This is a genomic window from Pusillimonas sp. T2 (genome assembly GCF_002236805.1).
Lineage (GTDB): Bacteria > Pseudomonadota > Gammaproteobacteria > Burkholderiales > Burkholderiaceae_B > Neopusillimonas.
In genome coordinates, this window is record NZ_NIQA01000003.1 from 206,079 (window position 1) to 231,191 (window position 25,113).

The window sequence follows — 25,113 nt, forward strand, 5'->3', positions numbered from 1 at the left end:
GACTATTATTGAAACATGGAAACGATAAATGCTGTAGCCGCCCTGGCGGCCATCGCTCAAGAATCGCGCCTCGCGGTGTTCCGGCTTCTCGTCCAGGCCGGCCCCGCCGGCATGGCCGCCGGAAAAATCAGCGAAGCGGCCGGCATCCCGCCGTCTTCGCTATCCTTCCACCTGAAAGAGCTGGCACACGCCGGCATGGTCACGTCGCGGCAAGAAGGCCGATTTGTGATCTACGAGGCGAACTTTTCGACGGCCACTAACCTGGTGGCCTTTCTCACGGAAAACTGCTGCGGCGGCCAGGTGTGCAACCTGTCTTGCACCACGGAAGCCGGGAAGGTGTTGGCATGAGACTTCGCCATCTTTCCGACCCCGATTCTTTGCCCGCTTTGGACAAATCCTTTGCCATCGAGCGCCCGGCGCTCGGGCTGGCACCCGACGCCCCGCCGGTGCGTATCCTGCTGCTGTATGGCTCGCTGCGCGCCCGCTCGTTCTCACGGCTGGCCGTCGAGGAAGCGGCCCGGCTGCTGCAATTCTTTGGCGCAGAAACACGCATCTTCGACCCGTCCGATTTGCCGTTGCCCGATCAAGTGCAAAGCGACGATCACCCGGCCGTCAAGGAGCTGCGCGCCCTGTCCGAGTGGTCAGAGGGACAAGTCTGGTGCAGCCCGGAACGCCACGGTCAGATTACCAGTGTCATGAAGGCGCAGATTGACCATCTGCCGCTTGAAATGGCCGGCATCCGGCCGACCCAAGGCCGCACCCTGGCCGTGATGCAGGTATCCGGCGGCTCGCAGAGCTTCAACGCCGTGAACACCTTGCGTCTGCTCGGCCGCTGGATGCGAATGTTCACCATTCCGAACCAGTCGAGTATCGCCAAAGCGTTCCAAGAGTTCGACGCGGCGGGCCGCATGAAGCCCTCGCCGTACTACGACCGAATAGCCGATGTGATGGAAGAACTGGTGCGCTTCACGGCGCTGGTACGGCCGCACCGTGAAGCACTGACAGACCGCTATTCCGAACGGAAAGCGGCCGGCCACGTCATCGACGAGGCCACCGATCTTTCATCCATCGCCATTGCTCCCCAGCCACTACCAGAAAGCGAAACATCATGACCGAAAGAATCTATAACGTCCTCATCCTCTGCACCGGCAATTCGGCGCGCAGCATCATGGCCGAAGCTCTCATCAACACGATGGGGCAAGGGCGCTTCCGCGCCTACAGCGCCGGCAGTCACCCAACCGGCAAGGTCAATCCCTTCGCCGTCGAAAAGGTGGAGTCGGTGAATTACCCGACCGAGAATCTGCGCAGCAAGAGCTGGGACGAGTACGCCACGCCCGACGCACCGAAGATGGACTTCATCATCACCGTCTGCGACAACGCCGCCGGCGAAATGTGTCCGGTGTGGCCTGGTCAGCCGATCTCGGCGCATTGGGGATTTGAAGACCCGGCCGCCGTCGAAGGCACTGACGCCGAGAAGCGCCGGGCCTTCGAACAAACCTTCCGGCACATGATGAACCGCGTCCGCCTGTTCGTGAATCTGCCTCTCAAAATGCTTGACCAGACGGCCATCAAGCGCGAGCTGGCGAACATCGGCAAGACCGAGCAGGAAGCATGAGCGCCGGCGCACAGGCCATCGCCGCGAAGCCGCGCCAGGCCCCGATGAGCGGCTTCGAGCGTTACCTGACGCTGTGGGTGGCCCTGTGCATCGTCGCCGGTGTTGCGCTCGGCCAGGGCCTTCCTGACGTGTTCCAGGCCATAGGCCGCATGGAAGTGGCCCAGGTCAATTTGCCGGTGGGCCTGCTGATTTGGGTAATGATCGTCCCGATGCTGGTCAAGATCGACTTCGGGGCGCTGCACCAGGTCAAAGAGCATTGGCGCGGCATCGGCGTCACGCTGTTCGTGAATTGGGCCGTCAAGCCATTCTCGATGGCCCTGCTGGGGTGGCTGTTCATCCGACAAGTGTTCGCTCCGTTCCTGCCGGCCGATCAACTGGACAGCTACATCGCGGGCTTGATCTTGCTGGCCGCCGCGCCCTGCACGGCAATGGTGTTCGTGTGGAGCCGCCTTACCAACGGCGACCCGCTTTTCACGCTCTCGCAAGTGGCTCTGAACGACGCCATCATGATCGTGGCCTTCGCGCCCATCGTCGGCCTGCTGCTGGGCATGTCCTCGATCTCGGTGCCTTGGGACACGCTGCTGATTTCGGTCGTGCTCTACATCATCGTGCCGGTGATCCTGGCGCAGCTCTTGCGGCGGCATCTGCTCAAGCAAGGACAGGCCGCCTTTGAACGGGCCATGCAGAAGATCGGGCCGTGGTCGATGGCCGCGCTGCTGCTGACGTTGGTTCTACTGTTCGCCTTCCAGGGCGAGGCCATCATCCGGCAGCCGTTAGTGATCGCCATGCTAGCCGTGCCGATCTTGATTCAAGTGTTCTTCAATTCCGGGTTAGCCTACTGGCTGAACAAGCGGGCGGGGGAAAAGCACTCTGTCGCCTGTCCTTCGGCCCTGATCGGTGCCAGCAACTTCTTCGAGCTGGCCGTGGCGGCCGCCATCAGCTTGTTCGGTCTGCACTCCGGCGCTGCATTGGCAACCGTGGTCGGCGTCCTGGTCGAAGTGCCGGTGATGCTGCTGGTCGTGCGCGTGGTGAATCGCTCGAAGAGCTGGTACGAACGAGGTTGAACATGAGTAGGAAAAAACTGAGGAAATGATTGCAGATTGCCGCGCCGGCCGCTTCCTGGCGCATTCGATCACTGACCTGGAACACCTAGTATCCATGCTTGCTGAGGTCGCCCGATGACAGACCCAAAGAACCTAGAGAACAGGCTGCATGAGAAGGCCGACCCGGCCCGCGCCGTTTCCACTGGTCGGGTGCGCTACACACTGGCCGAACTACTGGCCGACGCGGAAGCATCCGGGGCTTACCCGCTGCCGCCGGAGGAACGCGAATGGATGGATGCGCCGTCTGTGGGTCGGGAATGGCCAAACAGTGAAGATTGAAAAAGGCGGCCAGTTCGAGTGGCCGCCCTTTCGTCATTAGCTGCACGCTTGGCGCAAGGCGTTCATTGCTTCTTGAAAATCAGCCTGTGTCGCCCGGCCCGTTTCAGCTTGGTAGTACACCACCATAAAAGCATTAGCGACGGCTTCGGCCAATGGCCCAAGGCTCCGCGCTTCCGCTTGGTTGATGTACTCCAAAGAAGAAAGAATAGCCGCTGCTTGATGCACTGCTTGCCCTGGTTCGATAATATGTTGTGTTGTCATAATTCACCTCTCCAGTAGGTGTTGATTGAAAGTGCCGGGCTGGTTGTGGCCAGCCCGGTGCGCCTACAGGTACAGCCCCGCCGCCTCCGCGAATGCTGACCGCTCATTCCTGCCGCCATTAACCTCAATACTTATCGGCTTAGTTTCGCTCTCTCTCATAGGGTCTGGCCGTGATACAAAAGCGGCTGTTTCTGTCTCTGCATCGACCTCGGTCGATTGATCACCCAGCGGCGAAATAAATACCTGGCTGACTTCTTCCCTTGGCGCTTCATCCAGGGCCGCCAATGCGGCCATGTATGTTGATGTCGTCATCGTGCTAACTCCTGACTTCGTTACTATCTGGGCCAGAATCGGCGCCCAAGCTATTGCCCTCGAACTGGCCAGATTGGCTTGCTTCTTTCGGCTCCATGCTTTCGCGTATCGAAGCAGCCAGTTTTCCGCCTGTGGTTTCGCTCACTCGCTCCTGGAATCCCTGCTTCACTTGAGAGCCGACACCCTTGGCTAACTCGGAGGCCGTGCCTGTGGCCAGCTTCGCGGCCTTGGCAAAGCCGCCACCGCTTGAGCTACTGCCGCTGTCACCAAAGCCAGCCGCTTGGGCGAATGGGCTACTGCCAGCAGTACCCGCTTCACCACCACCGTTTCCGCCACTGCTGACAACTGACCCCATGCTGGACATGTCACCGCCGGTTTCCATACTCGCTGATGCTTTCTGAAAAGCCGCTTGGAGTGCACTTGCACCTCCGGCTGCACCGGCTGCGGCACCCATAACCGCTTTACCTGCCAGGGCAGCGCCGCCAGTTGCCATACTGGCCGCCGTCACCGCCGCCCCAACTGCCGCACCCGCACCGAAGTTTCCAATTCCACCGGCTGCGCCAATACCACCACCAGACACAAGACCAGAAATCATCGGCGGAACTTTGTTGACCAAGAAAAGCAAGATGACCGATATAACCAACATCACGGCCAGTTCCTGGGATGCCATGTTCTCGCTGATTTGCGTGTAGTAGTGATTGATGAACTCTTTGCCAATCGCAACCAGAAGCACCATTGCCATAAGCTGTGCGGCCAGGCCCAGCACGGTCTTGTAGTAATTGATCGCCATGTCGGAAGTCCAACGACTTCCACCAAAGCCAAGGAAGAACACACCGGCATACAACAGAATCCAGGCTGATGCGAGCAACAGCAACAGGTTGACCGCAATCAACGCCAGGACAAACAAAACAGCCAGGGCCATTAGCTCCATGACCAGAGCAGTTGCCATCTGCCGCCATCCCAGCTCCGAGGTGGCCTGTACTGTGCGGTTGTATAACTCGAAACCAAGATCAAGGATGCTGGAGGGCCCAAGATTGCTATTGGAAAGTCCCCCCGCCTGCGCGCCCAGAGTTTGCAATGACTGAACAATCGTACCGGCGATATTCATGCCCTGGTTCGCATTCGTCAGCAACCACCAGAAAAAGCCGGTGAAGATCGTGAAGCGAACGAACTCCGCGAAGAACTCGCCAATGTCGGCCTTGCGCAAAGCCATCATGCCGAATGTCCAGACCATCGAAATCACAACCAGCGTCCAGAACAAACGCGATGCAGCGGACTCAATAGCTGGCCCCCATGTTGCGGCAGCATCATGAAAACGCTTGAGCACATCATTCATAACACCGCTGCTACTTAGCTCCTGCGCCATTGCAGGTTCAGCCAGCACCATTGTGGCGACCATCATCAAGCCACCTAGAGCAATTTTCTTTCTCATGGCGACCACCTCAATAATCATCTTTAGGGCTGGGCTTGAACTCCCACTGACGCATCTGCTTGGCCTTCTGGAATGCTCTGCATTCCTCGGTAAAGGCCTCTCGGTTCGCTTCGCTGCGCATTTCATTCAGTGCTGCCTGGAACGCATCGGGGGCACACGTCGCCGCATTTGGTTCGGGCATCCTTTCCTGTTCACATCCAGCCAACAACAGCAACGTAGCCGCGGTAGTAAAAAAGATTTTTTTCATCTCACCGCCTCCCTAGTAGTTGTCTGCCGGACTCGGGCGAAACGTCCAGGTACGCATTTGCTCGGCCCTGGCATCACCTCGCGCCTCGGCATCGAGTTCTGCTGCAATCCGGGCTGCCTCCGCGTTGTGTTGGGCGGTCAACATGGTGCGAATCTGCAAGAGCTGATTGGCCTGCTGGCTGGCGAGCTGGTTGGCGTAGCCGATGGCCTGTAGCTGGCCAGTTGCACCCTGGGCCGCGCCTTGCAGCCGCTCCAGGGTACGGGCGTCATCCTTCAAAGCCTTTTGCTGGTCGGCAACGGTCTGGAACAGGGCATCGTTGGCCTTCTTTTGCGACTCTGACGCCAGGCGGCGGTTCTCTTCCATCGCTGCCTTTTCGGCCGGCGTGCATCCGCCGCTGCCGTTGAAGCATGGCGAGCTGCGGTAATAGGCCACGTCCTGAAACTTGGCCAGGTAACGATCCAGGCTGCCTAGCTGGTTCTCGTAATAGGCCAGCGTGTTTTGCGCGGCAATCAGCCGGTTGATCGTAGTCTGCGCCTGATCCCAGATATACGCGGCTGGGGCCATCGTGTTCTGGAGCTGATTTTCGTACTGCTGCAACTGGGTCTGGTACTGCTCAATCTGCTTGAGCGTCTGCGCCACCGACTCGATGGCCGTCATGATGTTCTGGGCCAGGTTGCCGCCGTCGATGACGGGGATACCAGCTTGCACAGGGGCGGTGGTAGTGGTGATAAAGCCGGTTGCGAGTGCAACGGCTAGAGCGGTTTTTTTAGCCGCTAAAATTTTGGACTTCATGGTCGTACTCCGTCGATGAAAAGAAGGCATTGCCTTGACCAAGCGTTGTGCTTGTTCTCGGCAACGTTTCATCGAAGAGCTACGCCACTAGCTGATCGGTATTGCCCTTGGCGCTGAGGCCCGGACTTACAAACGTAAAACTACTCTGTTTTTTTATCGCTTTCGGACAAGCCAACTTCCCGGCCAATCTCTTCAAGCTCTAGCGGCTGTACTGCCGCCGTCAGTATTTCGCGTATTTCCGCGTCGGTGCTCCTATCGTTGAGCGCTGCTCGAACTTTCAACGCACGGTGCACCTCGGCGGGTAAATTCCTGATAAGCACATTTGCCATATCAATACCCTTTTGGTGTACCCGACAACCATGCTATCAAAGATATTAAAAATAGCAAGACCTATACTCTTGCAACCGGCGGTAGCCGATCAGCCCCGCAGGGCAGGATTCCCGTTGAGTGCCCCCGGCGCGAATAAGGGACAGTGAAGATAGATAACCGGCTTGCCGGTTAGCTAACTTCACCCATCCTGCCCGCATTTCACCCACTATTGAAAATCTAGCGCATATCGAACGTAAAGCGTTTTATCGTCAAACAAACACCGATTCTTGGCAACATAACCGTAATCGTCACCAAATCGGCCTGCAATCGACATAGTCGCTTCAAAATCGCTGCTCAATCGGCTTTAAATCGGAACCTAAAATGCCAACAATCGACACAAACCATTCGCCCCGATGGGGCGAGTTGGACGCCAAAAAAGAAGGGCATAACCCGCCCCTCAAGTGTCAATGAACACAAGAAATTTGCCTCCCCTCCCGTCATACCACTAAGGCGACGTATTGATACTTGAGGGGCAACCTTTCCTGATGTTGACACCTTCACGCAGGTTACTGGTTATGGGCGTCCAACACACACGGCTCATTCCTGCTTGGTAATAATAAGAATAATAATCTTCTTATTATTCTTACCGAACGAATGGGCACTGCTTAGCCATTTCACGTTTCGAGCCAAGGTTTCAGTACAGATAACTACAAGTGCACACAGCGGCCCTCCAGCACCGTTAGACGCAGATTCTGCTTCAGCTCATGGAATAAGGGACTCCGGGTTGTTTTCCCCTCTCACAAGGCGTTTCAGCGGCCACTGAAGCCGCCTTCTCTTCTTGGCGTTAAACCATCGGCCTATGGCCGATTGATAAAGCCCGCCAGGGCTTTATTGGCAAGGTCAGAACGCGCCCTCAAGGCGCGAGCTGCACCGCGCATGATGGATTATCTTTAGATAATCTTGGATGGATTTCCCAAACTGCCCGCAAAGCAGCGCACCGTCTGGGTTTTCCAAATTGGGACGGGGAACGTTACGACGGCAGAAGGGGAGCGTTACGACGGTAACAAGGGAACGTTACGACGGTAAACGGGTGCAGTTGCCGTGGGGCCAGGCCTCTTGATCTCCCATTTTCCCTTGGCGTATTCGTTCACTACCCAACCCACGGCGGCAAGTTCGGCCAGTGCCTTCCGGGCAGTCTGACGGCGTTTTTTCATAGCTTCGGCATTGGCTTCATCTGGCCAGACATAGCCGCAAAGCGTGTCCAGTTCCACGCGCCCGGATTTGCCGGGGTCGATCCAGCCGCATAGCCGTTGGTGCATCAGCCGTGCCGGATCAGTCTGTAGCACCCGCACTTCCGCCATGTCGATACGGGCATATGGACGATGCCCCAGGATCGCTTCGGCAATACGCGGATTCAGGGCAACCCATAGCCTGCCGTCCGTCTCGTCAAAAGCATGACTCATCAGGTGGAACGCGGCTTGCCGCCGTCCCTTCGTCACAAGGATGGTGACGTTCGACATGCGCAGCAGGCTGGCTTTGAGCGCCTTGATGTTGTCGCCGCTATCCGTCATGCCCGTTTCTGAGAGCAGTTTGGTCAGGCTCTCACGAACCACCAAGCCGTCTTGCTCAATGGCTTCGAAACGGGGTTCAAGGAATAGCCGTAGCTGTCGCCCCGTCTCACTGGTCGGTTCCGGGGTTAGCAAGATGCCGTTCGGGCCGCCAAGGGCCACGATGCCTTGCAAAAGACGCATATCATCGGCCCCGAGAGGTTCGAATCCGACGAAACGCATGGATTCGTCCTCGCCAAAGGTGTAGGTCACGTCCAGCTTGCAGCGTTTGCGATCGCCACGCTTGAGGCTGCGGAACAGGCCAGGTGCCAAACAGTGCGCGGGATCATGTCGGACGTGGGTCAGGTCATGCTTAGGCTTCTTCACGCTGTCTCCTTTTCACCTTGCACTGCCGCTCCAGTACAGCAGGCTTCAACACGCCGCCGTCGTGCCGTCTAAACCAGAGTTCTTGAAAAGGTGCGCCATAGTTGGCCTTGCTGACGCCAAAGCGGACAAAATACCCACGCTGACAATCATCGACCCCCAGTATCTCGGCCTCGCCTTGCGTCATGCCGGATAGGTACGATTGCCAACGGATGTTATCAACCAGTACGGACGATCCACGACTGGCCTGCTGTTGATCGCCCGACCCCATCATGGCTGCGCTTTTACTCGCGTGGTGCAGAAACACAATGGAGCAGCCTGTATCAGCGGCTATGGCCTCCATGTGCCCAACAACCTGCGCCATCGGCCCGCTAGCGTTCTCCTCCTCAATGTGGAAGCGCCGCAAAGTGTCCAAGATCATCAAGCGACGACCTTCAGCGGCTCGTTTGAGAGCATCGAACCAGCTAGCAGCCATGATGTTTGGGCATTTACCGATCAAGGGTTCAATGAGCAAACCATCAGCCACGGCTTGCCGTTCCGCTGCGCTGAGGTGTGCCCCAAGGGCGTGCAGACGATGGTGAATAGCGGCCGGTGGATCTTCAGCAGGCAGATAGACCACTTGCCCGGTGGGAAACTCGCCTATTTCAAGTAAATCAGGCCCGCCTGCAATCTGTGCAGCCAATTGAAGGGCCAACATGGATTTACCAGCCCCACCAGGCGACACAAGAGCACCAACAGTGCCAGCAACCATATTAGGCAGAACATAATCAATGGGTGGCGGCAATTCCGTGAAAGCCGCCATAAGATCAAGAGCCATATAACTAGCCCTCTATAGGGCCAGGTCGCGCAGCTTGATCACCCGATGATTTACGTGCCTCAATCCACTCTTCGACCTCTGACAAATCCCAGGCGACATTTCTACTGGTTAACGCGATACGGCGTGGAAAATCCCCTCGCTGCTCCAGGTTATAAATTGTTCGTGTCGAAAGCGGGATCATCTCCAGGAGCTTCTTCCTGTTGATGAGGGTCTTTATATTTTGCATGGGTCAATACCTCTCAAATGAATAGTTGCTATTCATCGAGTAGCTGCGCGAAGCAGCTAATCGGTAATTGACCTGCCCGATGCCAATGGCGGCCTTATTTATAAATTCACGGCATCAACTTCAATGCTATCAAAGATAGCAAAAACATCAACCCTTACTGCCTCCCGAAGTCCACTCATCAATCATATCGGCCCAATCCTGCAACATCGCCGCCCGCTGCTCGCGGTACTCAGCCTTGTTGTAGACAGCCCTCACGCCCTTCTGCTCGTGCGCCAGGCACTTCTCGATCCAGTCGGTGTTGTAGCCGGCCTCATGCAACAGCGTGCTGGCTGTGCGCCGCAAATCATGCGGTCCGAACTTGGTAAGTGACTTCCCATCTTTCTGCGCCGCCTTGTAAGTCAGCGTCAGCACCTGGTTAAGTGTGGCAGCGCTCATCGGCGCATCCGAGTCGTACCGTGATGGCAAAACGAAGTCGGAACCACCGGCAAAGGTTTTCATGGCAATGAAAATATCCAGAGCCTGCTGGGACAGAAATACCAGGTGCGGGTTACGGCGTTTCATCCGCTCCTTTGGAATCGTCCACAACGCTTCGCTGAAATTGATCTCGCTCCAGGTCGCATTGGTCAGCTCGCTCTTGCGCACCATCGTCAGCAATAACAGCTTGGCCGCCGCACGGTTTGTTGGGCTTGTGCCCACTCGCTCCATGTACTGGTACATCAGCCCAATTTCTTCTGGCGTCAACGCTCGGTCACGTGGCTCGAATCGAGCGATGCTTGTTGGGCGCACCAGTTCTGCCGGGTTTTCGACCTTCTGCCCACGCTCGATGGCCCAGCGAAATACCTGCAACACGATTTCACGCACATGAACGGCGGTGGCCGGTGCGCCTCGCTCAACAATGGCATCAGCCAGCGCCCGCAAGTCTTCGTGGGTGATCTCCACCAGCTTCTGATTGCTGAATTTCGGCTTCAGCTCACGCTCATAAACCGAGCGGCGCATATCGCGGGTGGAGTCGGCCATCTGGTAGCCACGCAGCCACTTCTCCGCCCAGGCACCGAACGTCTCTGCATCTTTCACCCGCGCCTTGTCTCGGGCTTTCTCCTTGGCCGGCGACTTGCCCGCCGCAACCATCTTCTTGGCGTCACCCAACAGCTCGCGGGCTTCGGCCAGGGTGATGCCACCGACACCATAACGCCCAAAGGTGATGGTCTCCTGCCGACCGTTGATTGAGTAGTTGTAACGGAACGAGATGGAGCCGGCTGGAGTCACTGCCACATAGAGACCTTCCCGGTCATTCACTTTGTAGAGTTTGTCCCTGGGCTTGAGATTGCGCAGCTTGGTATCGGTCAGCATGTACCTTGTCCTTCTTCGTCTCCGATACCATGCTGAAAAAATCTCGAATTTATCGTATTTTTTCTTACGAAACAGTAACTTATAGAATATTAATACCATGAACACACAAAAGAACGCAGCATGGTATCGGCATCAATCATGGCATCGCCAAACCATAATACCAGCTTTAATGCCATGCTCAAACGGTGCTTGGCGCTTCCTCCCGTTGCCAGATCGTGCCAAACACAAACAAAAAAAAGCCCGCAATTACGCGGGCTTAGCGGCATTTCATGCCATCAGGTGCCTGGCTGTGCCAGACGCGGAATCATTCCCACTCGATCGTCGCCGGTGGTTTGCTAGAGACGTCGTAGGTTACCCGGTTAATGCCACGCACTTCGTTGATGATGCGACTGGATACTTTTTTAAGCAGCGCATAGGGCAGCTCGGCCCAATCGGCGGTCATGAAGTCGGAGGTTTGTACGGCGCGCAGGGCAACGACGTAGTCGTAGGTGCGGCCGTCGCCCATAACGCCAACCGACTTGACCGGCAAGAAAACAGCAAAAGCTTGCGAGGTGAGGTCGTACCAGTTTTGGCCACTGATCGGGTCTTCGGTCTTGCGCAGCTCTTCGATGAAGATGGCGTCGGCACGACGCAGTAAGTCGGCGTACTCTTTTTTGACTTCGCCCAAAATGCGTACACCCAGGCCCGGGCCAGGGAACGGATGACGATACACCATAGCGGGCGGCAAGCCCAGGGCAACGCCCAACTTGCGCACTTCGTCTTTGAACAGTTCACGCAGGGGTTCGAGCAGCTTCAGGTTAAGCGTTTCGGGCAAGCCACCCACGTTGTGGTGCGACTTGATGGCAACGGCTTTGCCTGTTTTGGCACCGGCCGATTCAATGACGTCGGGGTAAATGGTGCCCTGGGCGAGCCAGCGTGCATTGCTGAGCTTGGCGGCCTCGACCTGGAACACTTCAACGAATTCTTTACCGATGATTTTGCGTTTAGCTTCTGGGTCGGACACGCCGGCCAGCTTGCCCATGAATTGTTCGGTAGCATCGACATGAATGATTTTCATGCCGAAATGTTCGCCGAACGTTTGCATGACCTGCTGACCTTCATTCAGGCGCAACAAGCCGTGGTCGACGAACACACAGGTGAGCTGGTCGCCAATGGCCTTATGAATAAGGGCCGCGGCGACAGACGAGTCAACCCCGCCCGACAAACCCAAAATAACTTCGTCGGACCCGACCTGGTCACGAATGGCCTGGACCGCTTCTTGTACATAGTCGGGCATGTTCCAGTCGCCTTCACAACCGCAAATTTCGCGCACAAAGCGCGACAACATGGCCGGGCCTTGCGTGGTGTGAGTGACTTCGGGGTGGAACTGGACCGCATAAAAATTGCGAGCTTCGTCAGCCATACCTGCAATGGGACATGACTCGGTAGAAGCCATTAGTTTGAACCCAGGCGGCAATTCGGTGACCTTGTCGCCATGGCTCATCCAGACCTTGAGCATGCCATGCCCTTCGGGCGTGGTGAAGTCTTCAAGGCCATCAAGCAGACGCGTGTGGCCCCGAGCCCGTACTTCGGCGTAACCGAATTCGCGATGATCGGAGAACTCGACTTTGCCACCCAGTTGCAAGGCCATGGCCTGCATACCGTAGCAAATACCCAGCACAGGCACCCCCATTTCGAATGCGGCCGCAGGTACTTTAAGGGACTCTTCGTGATAGGCCGAAGCATGGCTGCCCGACAAAATAATGCCTTTAAGACCTGGCTGCGACTTCAGGAAGGCGTCATCGACGTCGCCTGAATGAATTTCGCAGTAAACACCCGCTTCGCGCACACGACGTGCGATAAGCTGAGTAACTTGTGAACCGTAATCGAGAATGAGGATACGCTGATGCATGATGGGATATTTAAGGCCGCTTAGTCGGCGCGGTAGTTAGGCGCTTCTTTGGTAATTTGAACGTCGTGGACGTGGGACTCGCGCACACCGGCCGACGTGATTTCGACGAACTCGGCTTTTTCGTGCATGTTCGGGATTGACGCGCAACCCACATAGCCCATAGACGCCCGGATCCCGCCTACCAATTGGTAAATGATGGCGATGACGCTGCCCTTGTAGGGAACACGACCTTCGATGCCTTCGGGGACGAGTTTGTCGGCATTATTGGATGGGTCTTGGAAGTAGCGGTCGGCCGAACCATCGGTCATGGCCCCAACGCTGCCCATACCGCGATACGACTTATACGAGCGGCCCTGGAACAAAACGACTTCGCCAGGGGCTTCTTCTGTACCGGCAAACATGCCGCCCATCATGCAAGCCGAAGCGCCCGCTGCCAAAGCTTTGGCAACGTCACCCGAGTAACGGATACCGCCGTCTGCAATGAGTGGAATACCCGAACCTTTAAGGGCGTCGGCAACATCGGCAATAGCCGTAATTTGAGGCACACCGACACCTGCCACGATACGCGTCGTGCAGATTGAGCCTGGGCCAATACCGACCTTCACTGCGTCGGCGCCGGCTTCGGCCAGCGCTAATGCGGCTGCAGCAGTGGCAATGTTGCCGCCCACCACCTGAATTTTGGGGTAGTTCTTTTTAACCCAGCGCACGCGCTCGATGACGCCGGCCGAGTGGCCGTGGGCCGTGTCAACGACGATGACGTCGACACCAGCCGCTGCCAGCTTTTCGACACGCTCTTCGGTACCCTCGCCCACGCCTACCGCAGCACCAACGCGCAACTGCCCTTGGCTGTCTTTGCAGGCATACGGATGTTCGGTATTCTTGACGATGTCTTTAACCGTGGCCAACCCGCGCAACTGGAAGTTTTCGTTGACGATAAGCACGCGCTCGAGGCGGTGCTTGTGCATCAGCGACTGGGCTTCTTCAAGCGTGGCGCCTTCTTTCATGGTGACCAGGCGTTCTTGAGGCGTCATGATGTCGCGCAGCGGGACGTCGAGGCGATCTTCGAAGCGCAGGTCGCGATTGGTGACGATGCCGACCACTTTACCGCCCTCGACAACAGGCAGACCCGAAATGCCATGTTGGCGCTGCAACGCAATGGCGTCGCGCACTTTCATGGTGGGTGTGACCGTGACCGGGTCAATAACAATACCGAACTCGTGGCGCTTGACGCGGGCCACTTCCTGGGCCTGACGGTCGGCCGTGAGGTTTTTATGGATGATGCCGATGCCGCCTTCCTGGGCCATGGCAATGGCCAGGCGCGACTCGGTTACGGTATCCATGGCAGCAGACACCAGCGGGATGTTCAGGCTGATGTCGCGCGTGAATTGGGTGGCAAGGGAAGTATCGCGAGGCAGGACCTGTGAAAAGGCCGGGACTAACAACACATCGTCGAAGGTTAGCGCTTTTTTGATGAGACGCATTCAATTACTCCGTGTGCAAAGCAAGATTATACGATGTAAGCCTTAGCCCAACCAAACGCGGGCATTGCGGAACATATGCAACCAGGGGCTGAACTCGCCGCCCGCATCGGCCTGCCCCCAGCGCTCGGGCGCCCACGACATCATGACATTGCGCGTAACCCGCTCGGGGTGCGGCATCATGATGGTGAAGCGGCCATCGGCCGTGGTGACGCCGGTCAAGCCGTTGGCGCTGCCGTTGGGGTTGTACGGGTAGGTTTCAGTCGGCTTACCGGTGTTATCGACATAGCGCATGGCCGCGATTACCTGGGCGGCGTCGCCTTGTGCGGCAAAATTGGCAAAGCCTTCGCCGTGCGCCACAGCAATTGGCGCCTGCATGCCGGCCATGCCCTTAAAGAACAACGACGGCGAATCGGGGATCTCGACCATGGACAAACGGGCTTCGTATTTTTCGGACTGGTTGCGCGTAAAACGCGGCCAATGCTGGGCGCCTGGAATCATGCTGGCCAAAGCCGCCATCATCTGACAACCATTGCACACACCTAATGCAAAGGTATCGTTGCGGCCGAAGAACGCCGCAAACTGGTCAGCCAGCTGCGCATTGAAACGAATCGTGCGCGCCCAGCCTTCGCCGGCACCCAATACGTCGCCGTAACTAAAGCCGCCTACGGCAACCAGACCCTGCACGTCGTCAAGACGCACGCGTCCCGACAGCAGGTCGGTCATGTGAACGTCCCAAGCTTCGAAACCGGCCTTGTCAAACGCCCAGGCCATTTCCACCTGACTGTTGCAACCCTGTTCACGCAAAATAGCCATACGCGGGCGTGCACCCTTGGCAATAAAGGGCGCAGCAATATCTTCTTGCGGGTTAAAGCCCACTTTAGGCGTGAAGCCTGGGTCTTGCGTGTTGGTCCAGACATCGTACTCGGCTTGCGCACATGCGGGGTTGTCGCGGCGCGCCATAATGCGACGGCTGACTTCGCTCCATTGCTGGGCCAATTCGCGCCATGGGCGCTGATACACGCACTTGCCGTCACGGAACACCTGAATTTCTTCTTGGGTGTTAAGCGAACCCACGACATGCGAATGCGCCGACAAGCCTTTCTCGCGCAGAGCTTGCAACACGGCGTTGCGCTGCTCGAGCGGAACTTGAATAACTGCACCGGCTTCTTCGTTGAACAACGCCTTGAGGGTGATTTCATCGCGCTGCACAGCCATTTGCTCGGGGCGAATTTTGTAATCACCCCAGTCGGCAGCCACCGGATCGATGGTCAGCATGTCGAGGTTGATCGAGACCCCGGTGTGGCCAGCGAAGGCCATTTCGCAAACAGTGGCCAAAAGCCCGCCATCGGAACGATCGTGATAAGCCAGAATGTGACCCGCATCGGCCAGCTCGCGAATCGCCTCGAAGAACGCGCGAACGGCGGCTGGATCTTCGACGTCGGGCGTACTGTCGCCCACCTGATTGAACGCATGTGCAAGCACCGACCCGCCCATACGCTGACGCCCCTGCCCCAGATCGATAAGAATCAAGGCCGTCGCGCCGACATCGGTACGCAACTGCGGCGTTAGTGTTTTGCGCACATCAGCCACGGGAGCAAAACCCGTCACAATAAGAGATACCGGCGAAATCACTTCGCGCGAAGCACCATTTTCGGACCAGGTGGTGCGCATGGACAACGAATCTTTACCCACAGGAATAGACAAGTCGAGCTGCTGACACCACTGGCTGACGGCCGACACCGTGTCGTACAGCGCCGCATCTTGCCCGGGCACACCGCAAGCGGCCATCCAGTTGGCCGACAATTTAATGTCTTTCAGTGACCGCACATCAGCCGCCACCAGATTGGTTAGCGCTTCGGTAATGGCCATACGGCCCGATGCGGCGGGGTCGATCATGGCCAGCGGCGTACGCTCGCCCATGGCCATCGCTTGCCCGTCGGTTGATTCGAAATCGGTCAAGGTAACAGCGCAATCGGCCACCGGCACCTGCCACGGGCCCACCATCTGGTCGCGGCTGTTCAGCCCGCCGACACTGCGGTCACCGATGGTGATAAGAAATGTTTTGTTGGCCACCGTAGGGTGGCGTAATACGCGTTCGATCGCCTCGGGCAAGGCAATCAGCGGCAAATCTACGGGCTCGGCAACGCCGTCAAGGCGCTGCACATCGCGCGTCATGCGGGGAGGCTTACCCAAAATAACGTCAATAGGCACGTCGACCGGGCGTGTTTCGTCTTTAGGTGTCAGGTCGGTAACCCCTGGCAGACCTTCACCCAGCGTGACACGCAATTGGCGTTCTTCAGTAGCCACACCCACAACCGCGTAGGGGCAACGTTCACGGCGAGCGATGACATCGAAACGGGCCAGGTCTTGCGGCAAAATCGCCAGCACATAGCGTTCTTGTGCTTCGTTGCTCCAGATTTCAGCGGCCGACAGCCCCGACTCTTCGAGATGAACCTGAGTAAGTTCAAAAATAGCGCCGCGACCCGCGTCGTTGACGAGTTCGGGGAATGCATTGGATAACCCGCCAGCGCCCACGTCGTGAATGGCCAGAACAGGATTTTGCGCGCCCTGTTGCCAGCACCGGTCAATGACCTCTTGGACGCGACGTTCAATTTCGGGGTTACCCCGCTGGACCGAATCAAAATCGAGCTCGGCGGTATTGGTGCCCACGCTCATGCTGGAAGCTGCGCTACCCCCCATACCAATACGCATGCCCGGGCCGCCCAACTGAATGAGCAATGCCCCGGGCGGGATCGGATCTTTATGTGTCAGGCCGTCTTCGATGCTGCCCAAACCACCCGCAATCATGATGGGCTTGTGATAACCCCAACGCGTGCCACCAGCAGTTTGTTCGAACGTACGGAAATAACCCGCCAGATTGGGGCGACCAAATTCGTTATTGAATGCAGCGCCGCCCAGCGGGCCTTCGACCATGATGTCGAGCGGGCTGGCGATGCGATCGGGCATACCGTGGGAATCGACTTCCCAGGGCTCGAGCGCATCGTCGAAACGCAAATTAGACACGGTAAAACCGGTCAAACCGGCTTTGGGCTTGGAGCCCCGGCCCGTGGCCCCTTCGTCGCGGATCTCGCCCCCTGCCCCGGTAGACGCCCCGGGGAACGGCGCAATCGCCGTCGGGTGGTTGTGCGTTTCAACCTTCATGAGGGTGTGCACGGTAGCCTGATGATGGCCGTAGGCCGTAGCCCCCGCTTGCGAGGGCTCGGTGCCAAACTGCCCAGCGTAGAACAACGTGGCCGGCCCACCCGTCATAATGGCGGCATTGTCGGAATAAGCCACCACCGTGCCTTGGGGCTGGGCGGCGTGGGTAGCGCGAATCATGCCGAACAGCGTATTGGGCTGCGCCTGACCGTCGATTACCCATTGGGCATTGAAAATTTTATGGCGGCAGTGCTCGCTGTTGGCCTGCGCGAACATCATCAGTTCGACGTCGGTGGGGTTGCGCCCCAAACCGGTAAACGACTGTTCAAGGTATTCGATTTCGTCTTCGGACAACGCCAAACCCAACTGCTGGTTAGCGGCTTCAAGTGCCGCGCGGCCCTGACCGATGACATCGATCGTTTGCATGGGCTTGCCAGGCAAAGACGCGAACAACGCCTGGCCGTCGAAGGTGGCGTCGACTACGGTTTCGGTCATGCGATCGTGCAGGCAAGCTGCAATTTGCGCCAACTGTTCGGGTGAAACAGAGGCCGTCCCCAGCAAACCTCGCGACGGTTGAACGGTATAACGAACCCCGCGCTCGACACGACGCACGGCCGTCAGGCCACAATTGTGAGCGATGTCGGTGGCCTTACTGGCCCAAGGCGAAACCGTACCCAGACGAGGAATAACGCGAAGCACCAGCGTGTGCTTGTCTTCTTTGGCGGCCGGCGCGGCTGTGCCGTAATCGAGCAATTGGGCTAAGCGATCGGCATCGGGCTGCGAGAACCCCGCTTCGGTCCAGACAAAATGCTCGTAGCGGCCCTGAATATCGGCCACAGGCAATTTGAGCTGGGAAAATTTCTGGAGCAGGCGCTCGCGACGGAAAGCAGACAGAACAGAGGAGCCGAGGAAATGCTGGATAGAGTTCACGGTGGGACGCGCTAAATGATGGGGAGACAATCCATCATTTTAGCCTTTTAAACCGTACCCTGGCCCGGCTCTGGGTAAGACACCTCGATAATGTCCAGCTCGTCGATGCCAGCCGGGGTGCGCAGCGTAATGGTGTCGCCCTCGCGCGCCTTGATCAGCGCCCGCGCAACAGGCGAAATCCAGCTGATTTTGCCCTGTAAAGGTTCGGCCTCGTCAACGCCCACAATGGTGACCCGGTGGTCTTCGCCAGCTTTGTCGCAATACAGCACCGTCGCCCCAAAAAACACCTGATCGCGGTTCGGCTGCAAAGACGGGTCGACCACTTCAGCCTGTTCAAGCCGCTTGGTTAAAAACCGCATGCGGCGATCGATTTCGCGCAGACGCTTTTTACCGTACAAATAGTCGCCGTTTTCAGAGCGGTCGCCATTGGACGCAGCCCACGACACGACCTGCACCACTTCTGGCCGTTCGACCGTCATTAAGTGGGCAAGCTCGGCACGCAGACGCTCGTACCCTTGCACCGTCATGTAATTTTTGGTGCCCTTGGGCAACGGCACGGCCTCGGGGCCAAGGTCGTCATCGTCGTCGTTGTCGGTTTCTTTGGTGAAGGCTTTGCTCATGGGTGGCCAAAGGCATAAAGGAGTTACTGCACCCGGTTATTGTAAACACGAACGACGCGCCCGCTGTAAGGTGCCGGCGGGTAATTCGAGCACGGACCGCGCCTGCAGACACAGACTGACGCGCCAAGGTTTTAAGCCCTGCACATACTTTACCGGCCGCATTTCATTGTCGAAATAAACGATATCGATAGCACTGGGTAAGCCAAAGGTATGAACTGAACAACAGGGGTAAAGCCATAATGCCCGCCCCCGCGTCGGAATACCGCAACGCCACACCCCCAACAGGCGCGCTGACCAGGAGGTTGCAAGATCAACAACCATTGTGCTCCACATTAAAAATCAGCAGACAACAACTTGATAACAATAGGAAATGCAATCACAAGAAATGTGCATGGAAAAATACACACCACCATAGGAAAAAGCATTTTTACCGGCGCCTGCAAAGCCAGTTTTTCGGCGCGTAAAAAGCGCTCATTACGTCGTTGTTCAGACTGCGCACGCAAAATAGGCCCCAAGCTCATGCCCAGGCTATCGGCCTGTTCCATGGCCATCACCCACTGCTGGACTTCGGCCAGACCCGTGCGTACCGCAAATAATTTCAGCGCGGCAATGCGCGGCATCCCCGCGCGCATGTCGGTTTGCGCGCGGCGCAACTCTGACATCAGCGCACCTTGCGGGCCATGCGTTGCGGCCTGAATCAACGCGCCTTGCAAATTCAGGCCGGCCTCGACACACAGCGTGGTCATATCCAGCATAAAGGGGAACTCGCGCAACATGGCAAGCTGCCGTTCTTTGGCACGACGACGCAAGTGTTGAACAGGCAAACAGGCAAGCACGCTGCCGGCGACCAAACCTGCGCCCAGCAGCGCGGGCAATCCAGGCTTTGCGTATTGAAAAAGTGCCCCTATGGACAACACCGCGCCGAGAATGAAACATAACAACTGTAATGCCACGACATGTTCGGGCCGCCAGTCTTCAGGCCAGGCAGACAGGCTCAAAAGCTGGCCCAGGCGTCGACGCCGCGCCCAGCTAATGAAAGGCTTACACACCTGCGAAAGCGCCTGAACCCAAGGCCAAACAAAACGCAGCACGCCACGGTTCTGTTGCGATGAGGTAGCGGAGCAAGATTGCGCCCAAGGTTGAAATACCAGCCACAACAGGCACGACAGGCAGATACCCGCTGCCATTATGCTCAACCAGAACATGCTTCCCCCAATAGCGCCCCCGGGCCGGAGACAGGATCGACTACACCTCGATATTGACGATACGGCGAATCAAAAGCACACCGGCTACTTCAAGTACAAGAACAGTAGCGATCAGCGTCCAACCCAGAGCGCTTTCCCAAAGCTGCGCCATGGCCTGCGGCTCAAGATAATGCAGCGCCACGGCCAACAGCAGCGGCAACCCGGCCATCACCCAGGCTTGCATACGCCCCTGTGCGGTCAACGCATCAATTCGCCCCAACAAATGCAAACGCGATCTCAGGGTGAAGGCAATACGCTCAAGTGTTTCGGCAAGATTGCCGCCGTTATGCGTAGCGATGGTCAGCGCAGACACCACCAGGCGGGTACTTTCGGTGGGCATGCGCATCGACAAGCCCGACAACGCCTCGTCAAAAGCACGCCCCATGCGTTGCTCGCGCAGCATCAACCCAAGCTCTTGCGACAAAGGCGGCGCAAACCCTGAAACGACTTGCCGCAACGCTGTTTGCATGCCAGAACCCGCCCGCAGCGCCCCGGCCAACGCCAACAGCAAATCGGGCAACTGTGCATCGAACTTGGCCAGCCTGCGTTGGCGAGTACGCCTGGCCAGTAACGGCGGCACCCCTAGTGCCCCCAGACCCAACATCAAGGCCAACACCACATTTGCAGACATCAAACCAACAAGCAGCACAACAGCAGCACAAAAAGCCACATTGAGAGCCCATAACTGGCGAGCGTCGAGGAACAAAAACACTTCGGCCAACCGGACATCGGCCTGATCGGTAAAGATGGCACGATAACGACCGTAAGCCACAGCCAACGCCTGTTGAGCCAATCGCGCAAGCAAGACAACGGCCAACATTGTGAAGACAAATGACCAAAGCATCACATCACCGTATCCGGGGCGGCCCCACCATTCAACACTGCCGCACGTTCCAGGGCGAACGCCGCCGATGACGGCTGCCACGGCGTGCGCTGGCCGAAGGTGTCGGGCCCCAGCCCGGCCTGCACCAACACCGGCAACGCCAAAGATTCTGGCAAAACGCCACAGCCCCGAAAGCAGGCCGTGCCTTCAGGTTCAAACTGAAACAGCGTCTGAGACAAAATACGTCCGCTCTCGGTGCCCCCTATTTCAACAATAGACGTAATCAATCGTTGACCCGAAGCCAGCCGTGCCTGTTGGACAATTAAATCGATACTTGCAGCGATATGCTCCCTGACTGCAATCAGGGGCAAGTCCATGCCGGCCATCAAGATCATCGTTTCAAGACGGGCCAGGGCGTCGCGCGGGCTATTGGCATGAAGCGTGGTTAAAGAGCCTTCGTGACCCGTATTCATGGCAGCCAACATGTCGAATGCTTCTGCCCCCCGGCACTCGCCCACCACAATGCGGTCGGGCCGCATACGCAACGCATTACGCACGAGGTCTCGAATATCAATGCGCCCCCTGCCCTCAAGGTTCGCCGGCCGTGCCTCGAGGGTGACCCGATGCGGATGGGTTAATTGCAACTCGGCAGCATCTTCAATAGTGACGACACGCTCACCTTCAGGAATGCAGTTCGACAGCACATTCAACAATGTCGTCTTGCCCGATCCTGTCCCACCTGACACCAGAATATTTTTTCGATGCTCGACGCACACAGCAAGAAATGCGGCCATATGCGGGTCAAGCGCCCCCACATCCAGCAAGTCGGACATAGTTGGCCGCCGTGCGGGAAATTTGCGTATGGTCAGACTTGCACCCCGCAAGGCCACGGGCGGAATCACCGCATTGACACGCGAACCGTCTTTAAGCCGGGCATCAACCATCGGCGCGCTTTCATCCACGCGCCGGCCCAACGGCGCCACAATGCGGTCAATGACCTCGAGCACCGCCTGCTCGCTACTGAATATGGCCGGGTGCCGCCTCAATTGCCCGGCCGACTCGGTATAAATCTCATCGAACCGGTTCACCATAATTTCGGTAATAGTGTCGTCAGCCAAGAGTGGCTCCAGCGGCCCCAGGCCAACGGCCTCGTTGACCACCTCGGTAATCAACGCTGCGCTATCCACCCAATCGGGAAGGCGCTCGTCATCGTGCACCAGTCGATGCACGACACGTCGAGCCTCAGCGCGTAAATCATCATCGCTTAACGCAGCAATATCGCGACGACGAAGATCAAACTCTTTGATCAGAGCTTGGTGAAACCCCACTCTTAAAGACAGTACCTTGGCCCGCTGGGCGACATTAAGCGACGTATCGTCATTGCGTTCAGGAGTGCCGGCGTTCACGCGGCCTAGCGAAGTTGTTAGGCCTGACGCTAAAGCCGTCACCGGATCAATGGTGACGCCCGCCCCATCTTCAGGAGCGCCTAACCCATGGGTGTCGTCAAGCACATCGCCTTGAATCCTGATAAGGCAGGGGCCGACGACTAACTCGTCACCCGCAGCCAGCGCCGTATGCTGAATGACTCGCCGACCATTCAAGGCCGTACCCGCCAGCGAGCCCAAATCTTCAAGAAACAACTTGCCTGCCCGCATTTCGATGCGTGCATGCCTCTTGGCCACACGCCATGCTTTGATACGCAGACCGCAGTCGGCATCACGCCCTATCGCCAGCGGCAAAGCAAATTGCTCAATAGCCGTCTGCCCGTCTTCGTATTGCAACGACAATGTCAACATTACGGCTCCTTTTTATCAAGCGTCGCGCCCGTTGTTGCGCCCGACCATTGGGACCCCGGGCCTTCGTGTGGCCGCCAGGTCTGACGCCCACCACCGTCAACTGCCCCAGGTAAAGAAACGAGGGGACGAACGGGTGTATTGATACGCGGCCCGGCATCAAATGCGGCATCAAGTGCCACCGACGAGCGCCGGATACGATCAGCCAGATCAGGGTTTTCGGCGTCTACCACGACCGGCGTCACAAATATCGCAAGCTCGGTCTCCTGGCGCTGAAAGCGCTCGGATTTAAACAGTTCACCCAACACAGGTATGTCGCCCAGCCCGGGAACCTTGCTGACGTTGCTCGAGAGTTCTCTGGAAATAAAACCCGCAAGAACAAGGGTCTGCCCGGAACGCACATTGAATTCGGTCGACGCTCGGCGCGTTTTAAGCGACGGGCCTGTGGGGATCGACAATGCGGTGTCTATGGAACTGACCTCGACCTCCATCCGGGACCGGATCGCCCCATTGGCCTCGACTTGAGGCGTAATACGCAATGAAACGCCATAAGGCTTGAAAGACGTATTGGTATTGCCGCGAGCGTCGACGGTGGAATACGGCACTTCGCCGCCCGCCAGGAATTCGGCCGTTGCACCACTGCGCGCCAGCAACTGTGGCTGCGCAAGCACGACGGCATCGCCGGTTTGCACCAGCAACTTGATTTTTGCCGACAACAACGCATTAGCGCCAAAATAGCCCGCAGCAATTCCGGCCGGGAATGGCAGGGCTAACGGTGCTTCGGCGGGCCGCATTTCAATGCCGCGCGATGCCCCCTCCCAGGCGGCACCCATCCCGACACCACCAACCGATTCGCTGTCCCATCTGACGCCCAACTCGGTTAGCTGGCTTTTGGGCACTTCAACCACCTGCACATCGAGCAGCACCATACGATCCCAACCGACACTACTTGTGAAATCGACGAGTTGTGGATAGCGCTTCGTTAATGTCTCGACGCGCTTTCGATCTGCATCCGACAAATCGCTGCCTTCGACAAGCAGTTTGTCTCCAACCACTGAAACTTTTGCGTTCGGAATCCTTTGAAGCACTGACTTAAGCTCTGCCTGGGTCTGTCGGGCCCCCTCAGGGGCCACCTCGACCTGATATCGGTATCTCAGACCTTGAGACGTCCATATCTGCACGGCGCTAGAGCCCTCGTTGCGCGCAAAAACAATGACTTCCTTTTCTTCGGTCGTGACGGCGTTGACCACATGGCCATCACCGACCGCTACCCTTGCCACGTCGGGTATGGCCAGTACCCTAACCTCGCCGGCCTGCATCTGCAGTAGCTGCTCGGCTTGCGCCTGTGCAGGATTTGCCACCGACCATAGACAAGCCGCAACCAAGACCGGCACACCGCATTGCGATCGGTGCAATTTAAGAAAACGGATACAACCCGCATATAGCAAGGCCTTGGAATGAGAACTCATGGAGCCTCTCCCTCTGCGGTTTGGGTGTCGTCAGAATCAACTGCAACTCCGTGAATACCCCCGCCAAGGCCGGTCGGGACATCGTTGTGTAATGCGACATCTGTCGGCCCCCCTGAGCCCACACGCACCAGACGAGGTTGATCGGGAAGATCAAACACCCCACTTTCGTGGCGAACGGTGGGCACTGTCGGATTCAGTCCCGGCAAGGCCTGCTTTCCGGTACTGCCATAAATGACCGGCGCACGCTTAGGGTAAGAACTCTGGGGTGCAGGTCGAGCCACACCCAATAAACTGGCCAGATCACCTCGCACGGCTTTTCGGCTGGAATCAGCATCGTCAGAACGGCGCAGAACCGATGTAATCACACCGCCCTGACGCGCGGCCACCAGCTTGACGGCATCTTCAGGGGACGTGTCGAGCGTGACCGTACCGAAACTACCCGACCCCACCCGATCAGAGTGGCCGTCGGTCGCAATGGTGTCGAGCCCCGTCGCCAGCACCTGGACGCCTTGCAGCAAGGGCGCGGTAATACGCCGGCGCTGGTAATCGAACGAAACATACAAATCAATCAGATCACCCGGTTTGAGCAAACCGGCGACAGCATTAATGGCATCGACCGGCATGGTGATTGCCCGGCGCCCTGCCCCAAGCTGATTCGAAAACGGAGCAGGACCCGCCCCGCGTGTGTGGGCTGCCCCAATGGCATCGCCTGCCTTGAGCGGAACCTTCAAGATCTGACCCACCACGTAAGTGACCTGCTCGGGAGGCATGGAATCACTGGAAACAAGTGAGCGAGGATATTGGCGCGTGGCAAGATGGCTGGTGTCGAGCAAAGTGCCTGCGGGCAAATCGAATGCCGCCACGATACGAGCTACCGTCGGAACCGAGGCTGCAGCCTCGAGCTGACGCACTTTCTGATCGAGATGACGCTGTGCTGCCAAAGCTGCAAAAACCCCAGAAGCCAACGCCACCCCCCACACCACAAGCGTGCGCCCGGCAACCGGCAAACGGTGCATGAATAACTGCATG

24 protein-coding genes are annotated in these 25,113 nt (G+C 57.6%); 5 read left to right on the forward strand and 19 right to left on the reverse strand.

From position 1 onward, the window contains the following. Nucleotides 1–15 precede the first annotated feature (15 nt). From PuT2_RS06705 to PuT2_RS06725, 5 genes are all read left to right on the forward strand, one after another. Nucleotides 16–348 (forward strand): helix-turn-helix transcriptional regulator, encoded by a 333-nt coding sequence (locus PuT2_RS06705; protein WP_000447876.1) that lies wholly within the window; start codon nucleotides 16–18, stop codon nucleotides 346–348. Next, nucleotides 345–1,112: an arsenical resistance protein ArsH gene (arsH, locus tag PuT2_RS06710; protein ID WP_001239389.1), complete on the forward strand. Its 768-nt coding sequence runs from the start codon at nucleotides 345–347 to the stop codon at nucleotides 1,110–1,112. Before PuT2_RS06705 ends, arsH begins: the two co-directional genes overlap by 4 nt. Then, entirely contained in the window at nucleotides 1,109–1,615 is a 507-nt protein-coding gene (locus PuT2_RS06715) for an arsenate reductase ArsC (protein WP_000140066.1), read from the forward strand. Before arsH ends, PuT2_RS06715 begins: the two co-directional genes overlap by 4 nt. Further along, entirely contained in the window at nucleotides 1,612–2,679 is a 1,068-nt protein-coding gene (arsB, locus tag PuT2_RS06720) for an ACR3 family arsenite efflux transporter (protein ID WP_001272375.1), read from the forward strand. The genes PuT2_RS06715 and arsB overlap by 4 nt, the downstream gene beginning before the upstream one ends. 114 nt (nucleotides 2,680–2,793) lie before the next feature. Further along, nucleotides 2,794–2,997: a hypothetical protein gene (locus PuT2_RS06725; RefSeq protein ID WP_000131871.1), complete on the forward strand. Its 204-nt coding sequence runs from the start codon at nucleotides 2,794–2,796 to the stop codon at nucleotides 2,995–2,997. Between the two features lie 36 nt (nucleotides 2,998–3,033). Here the strand turns inward: PuT2_RS06725 and PuT2_RS06730 are convergent, their stop codons facing one another. The 19 genes from PuT2_RS06730 to cpaB all read right to left on the reverse strand — a co-directional run bounded on the left by PuT2_RS06730 (nucleotide 3,034) and on the right by cpaB (nucleotide 25,112). Next, nucleotides 3,034–3,258 (reverse strand): type I toxin-antitoxin system ptaRNA1 family toxin, encoded by a 225-nt coding sequence (locus PuT2_RS06730; RefSeq protein ID WP_000211355.1) that lies wholly within the window; start codon nucleotides 3,256–3,258, stop codon nucleotides 3,034–3,036. A gap of 63 nt (nucleotides 3,259–3,321) precedes the next feature. Beyond that, on the reverse strand, nucleotides 3,322–3,570 hold the full coding sequence (locus tag PuT2_RS06735; RefSeq protein WP_000213809.1) for a hypothetical protein: 249 nt from the start codon (nucleotides 3,568–3,570) through the stop codon (nucleotides 3,322–3,324). Between the two features lie 4 nt (nucleotides 3,571–3,574). Continuing rightward, nucleotides 3,575–5,002 (reverse strand): P-type conjugative transfer protein TrbL, encoded by a 1,428-nt coding sequence (gene trbL, locus PuT2_RS06740; protein WP_001405816.1) that lies wholly within the window; start codon nucleotides 5,000–5,002, stop codon nucleotides 3,575–3,577. A 10-nt stretch (nucleotides 5,003–5,012) separates the two neighbouring features. Next, a complete protein-coding gene (gene trbK / locus PuT2_RS06745) occupies nucleotides 5,013–5,249 on the reverse strand; it encodes an entry exclusion lipoprotein TrbK (RefSeq protein WP_000718002.1) in 237 nt (78 codons plus the stop codon). A gap of 12 nt (nucleotides 5,250–5,261) precedes the next feature. Continuing rightward, on the reverse strand, nucleotides 5,262–6,041 hold the full coding sequence (trbJ, locus tag PuT2_RS06750) for a P-type conjugative transfer protein TrbJ (protein ID WP_000836966.1): 780 nt from the start codon (nucleotides 6,039–6,041) through the stop codon (nucleotides 5,262–5,264). Nucleotides 6,042–6,181: 140 nt separating this feature from the next. Beyond that, complete coding sequence (locus PuT2_RS06755; protein ID WP_000024442.1) at nucleotides 6,182–6,370, reverse strand: stabilization protein; 189 nt, start codon at nucleotides 6,368–6,370, stop codon at nucleotides 6,182–6,184. Between the two features lie 1,032 nt (nucleotides 6,371–7,402). After that, nucleotides 7,403–8,284, reverse strand: a complete 882-nt coding sequence (gene repC, locus PuT2_RS06760) for a replication protein C, IncQ-type (protein WP_000743064.1) — start codon at nucleotides 8,282–8,284, stop codon at nucleotides 7,403–7,405. After that, on the reverse strand, nucleotides 8,271–9,098 hold the full coding sequence (locus PuT2_RS06765; RefSeq protein WP_001162384.1) for a helicase RepA family protein: 828 nt from the start codon (nucleotides 9,096–9,098) through the stop codon (nucleotides 8,271–8,273). The genes repC and PuT2_RS06765 overlap by 14 nt, the downstream gene beginning before the upstream one ends. 4 nt (nucleotides 9,099–9,102) lie before the next feature. Further along, nucleotides 9,103–9,324: an AlpA family transcriptional regulator gene (locus tag PuT2_RS06770; RefSeq protein ID WP_001179606.1), complete on the reverse strand. Its 222-nt coding sequence runs from the start codon at nucleotides 9,322–9,324 to the stop codon at nucleotides 9,103–9,105. Nucleotides 9,325–9,471: 147 nt separating this feature from the next. Further along, the gene (locus PuT2_RS06775) at nucleotides 9,472–10,674 is read right to left on the reverse strand and encodes a site-specific integrase (protein ID WP_000954590.1); all 1,203 of its coding nucleotides are present in this window, start codon (nucleotides 10,672–10,674) and stop codon (nucleotides 9,472–9,474) included. Between the two features lie 304 nt (nucleotides 10,675–10,978). Next, nucleotides 10,979–12,565, reverse strand: a complete 1,587-nt coding sequence (gene guaA / locus PuT2_RS06780; RefSeq protein WP_093970274.1) for a glutamine-hydrolyzing GMP synthase — start codon at nucleotides 12,563–12,565, stop codon at nucleotides 10,979–10,981. Between the two features lie 20 nt (nucleotides 12,566–12,585). Beyond that, nucleotides 12,586–14,046: an IMP dehydrogenase gene (guaB, locus tag PuT2_RS06785; RefSeq protein ID WP_093970275.1), complete on the reverse strand. Its 1,461-nt coding sequence runs from the start codon at nucleotides 14,044–14,046 to the stop codon at nucleotides 12,586–12,588. Between the two features lie 42 nt (nucleotides 14,047–14,088). Next, nucleotides 14,089–18,135: a phosphoribosylformylglycinamidine synthase gene (gene purL / locus PuT2_RS06790; RefSeq protein ID WP_093970276.1), complete on the reverse strand. Its 4,047-nt coding sequence runs from the start codon at nucleotides 18,133–18,135 to the stop codon at nucleotides 14,089–14,091. Between the two features lie 47 nt (nucleotides 18,136–18,182). Beyond that, nucleotides 18,183–18,755, reverse strand: coding sequence for a transcription elongation factor GreB (gene greB, locus PuT2_RS06795; protein WP_093970277.1), 573 nt, complete (start codon nucleotides 18,753–18,755; stop codon nucleotides 18,183–18,185). 332 nt (nucleotides 18,756–19,087) lie between these two features. Further along, a complete protein-coding gene (locus PuT2_RS06805) occupies nucleotides 19,088–19,960 on the reverse strand; it encodes a type II secretion system F family protein (RefSeq protein ID WP_093970279.1) in 873 nt (290 codons plus the stop codon). 40 nt (nucleotides 19,961–20,000) lie between these two features. Further along, nucleotides 20,001–20,843 carry a type II secretion system F family protein gene (locus tag PuT2_RS06810; RefSeq protein WP_093970280.1) on the reverse strand — a complete coding sequence of 281 codons (843 nt, stop codon included), beginning with the start codon at nucleotides 20,841–20,843 and terminating at the stop codon, nucleotides 20,001–20,003. Then, nucleotides 20,843–22,618 (reverse strand): ATPase, T2SS/T4P/T4SS family, encoded by a 1,776-nt coding sequence (locus PuT2_RS06815; RefSeq protein WP_093970281.1) that lies wholly within the window; start codon nucleotides 22,616–22,618, stop codon nucleotides 20,843–20,845. The genes PuT2_RS06810 and PuT2_RS06815 overlap by 1 nt, the downstream gene beginning before the upstream one ends. Beyond that, nucleotides 22,618–24,084 (reverse strand): type II and III secretion system protein family protein, encoded by a 1,467-nt coding sequence (locus PuT2_RS06820; protein WP_093970282.1) that lies wholly within the window; start codon nucleotides 24,082–24,084, stop codon nucleotides 22,618–22,620. Before PuT2_RS06820 ends, PuT2_RS06815 begins: the two co-directional genes overlap by 1 nt. Then, nucleotides 24,081–25,112, reverse strand: coding sequence for a Flp pilus assembly protein CpaB (gene cpaB / locus PuT2_RS06825; RefSeq protein ID WP_254046961.1), 1,032 nt, complete (start codon nucleotides 25,110–25,112; stop codon nucleotides 24,081–24,083). Before cpaB ends, PuT2_RS06820 begins: the two co-directional genes overlap by 4 nt. Between the last annotated feature and the right edge of the window lies 1 nt (nucleotide 25,113).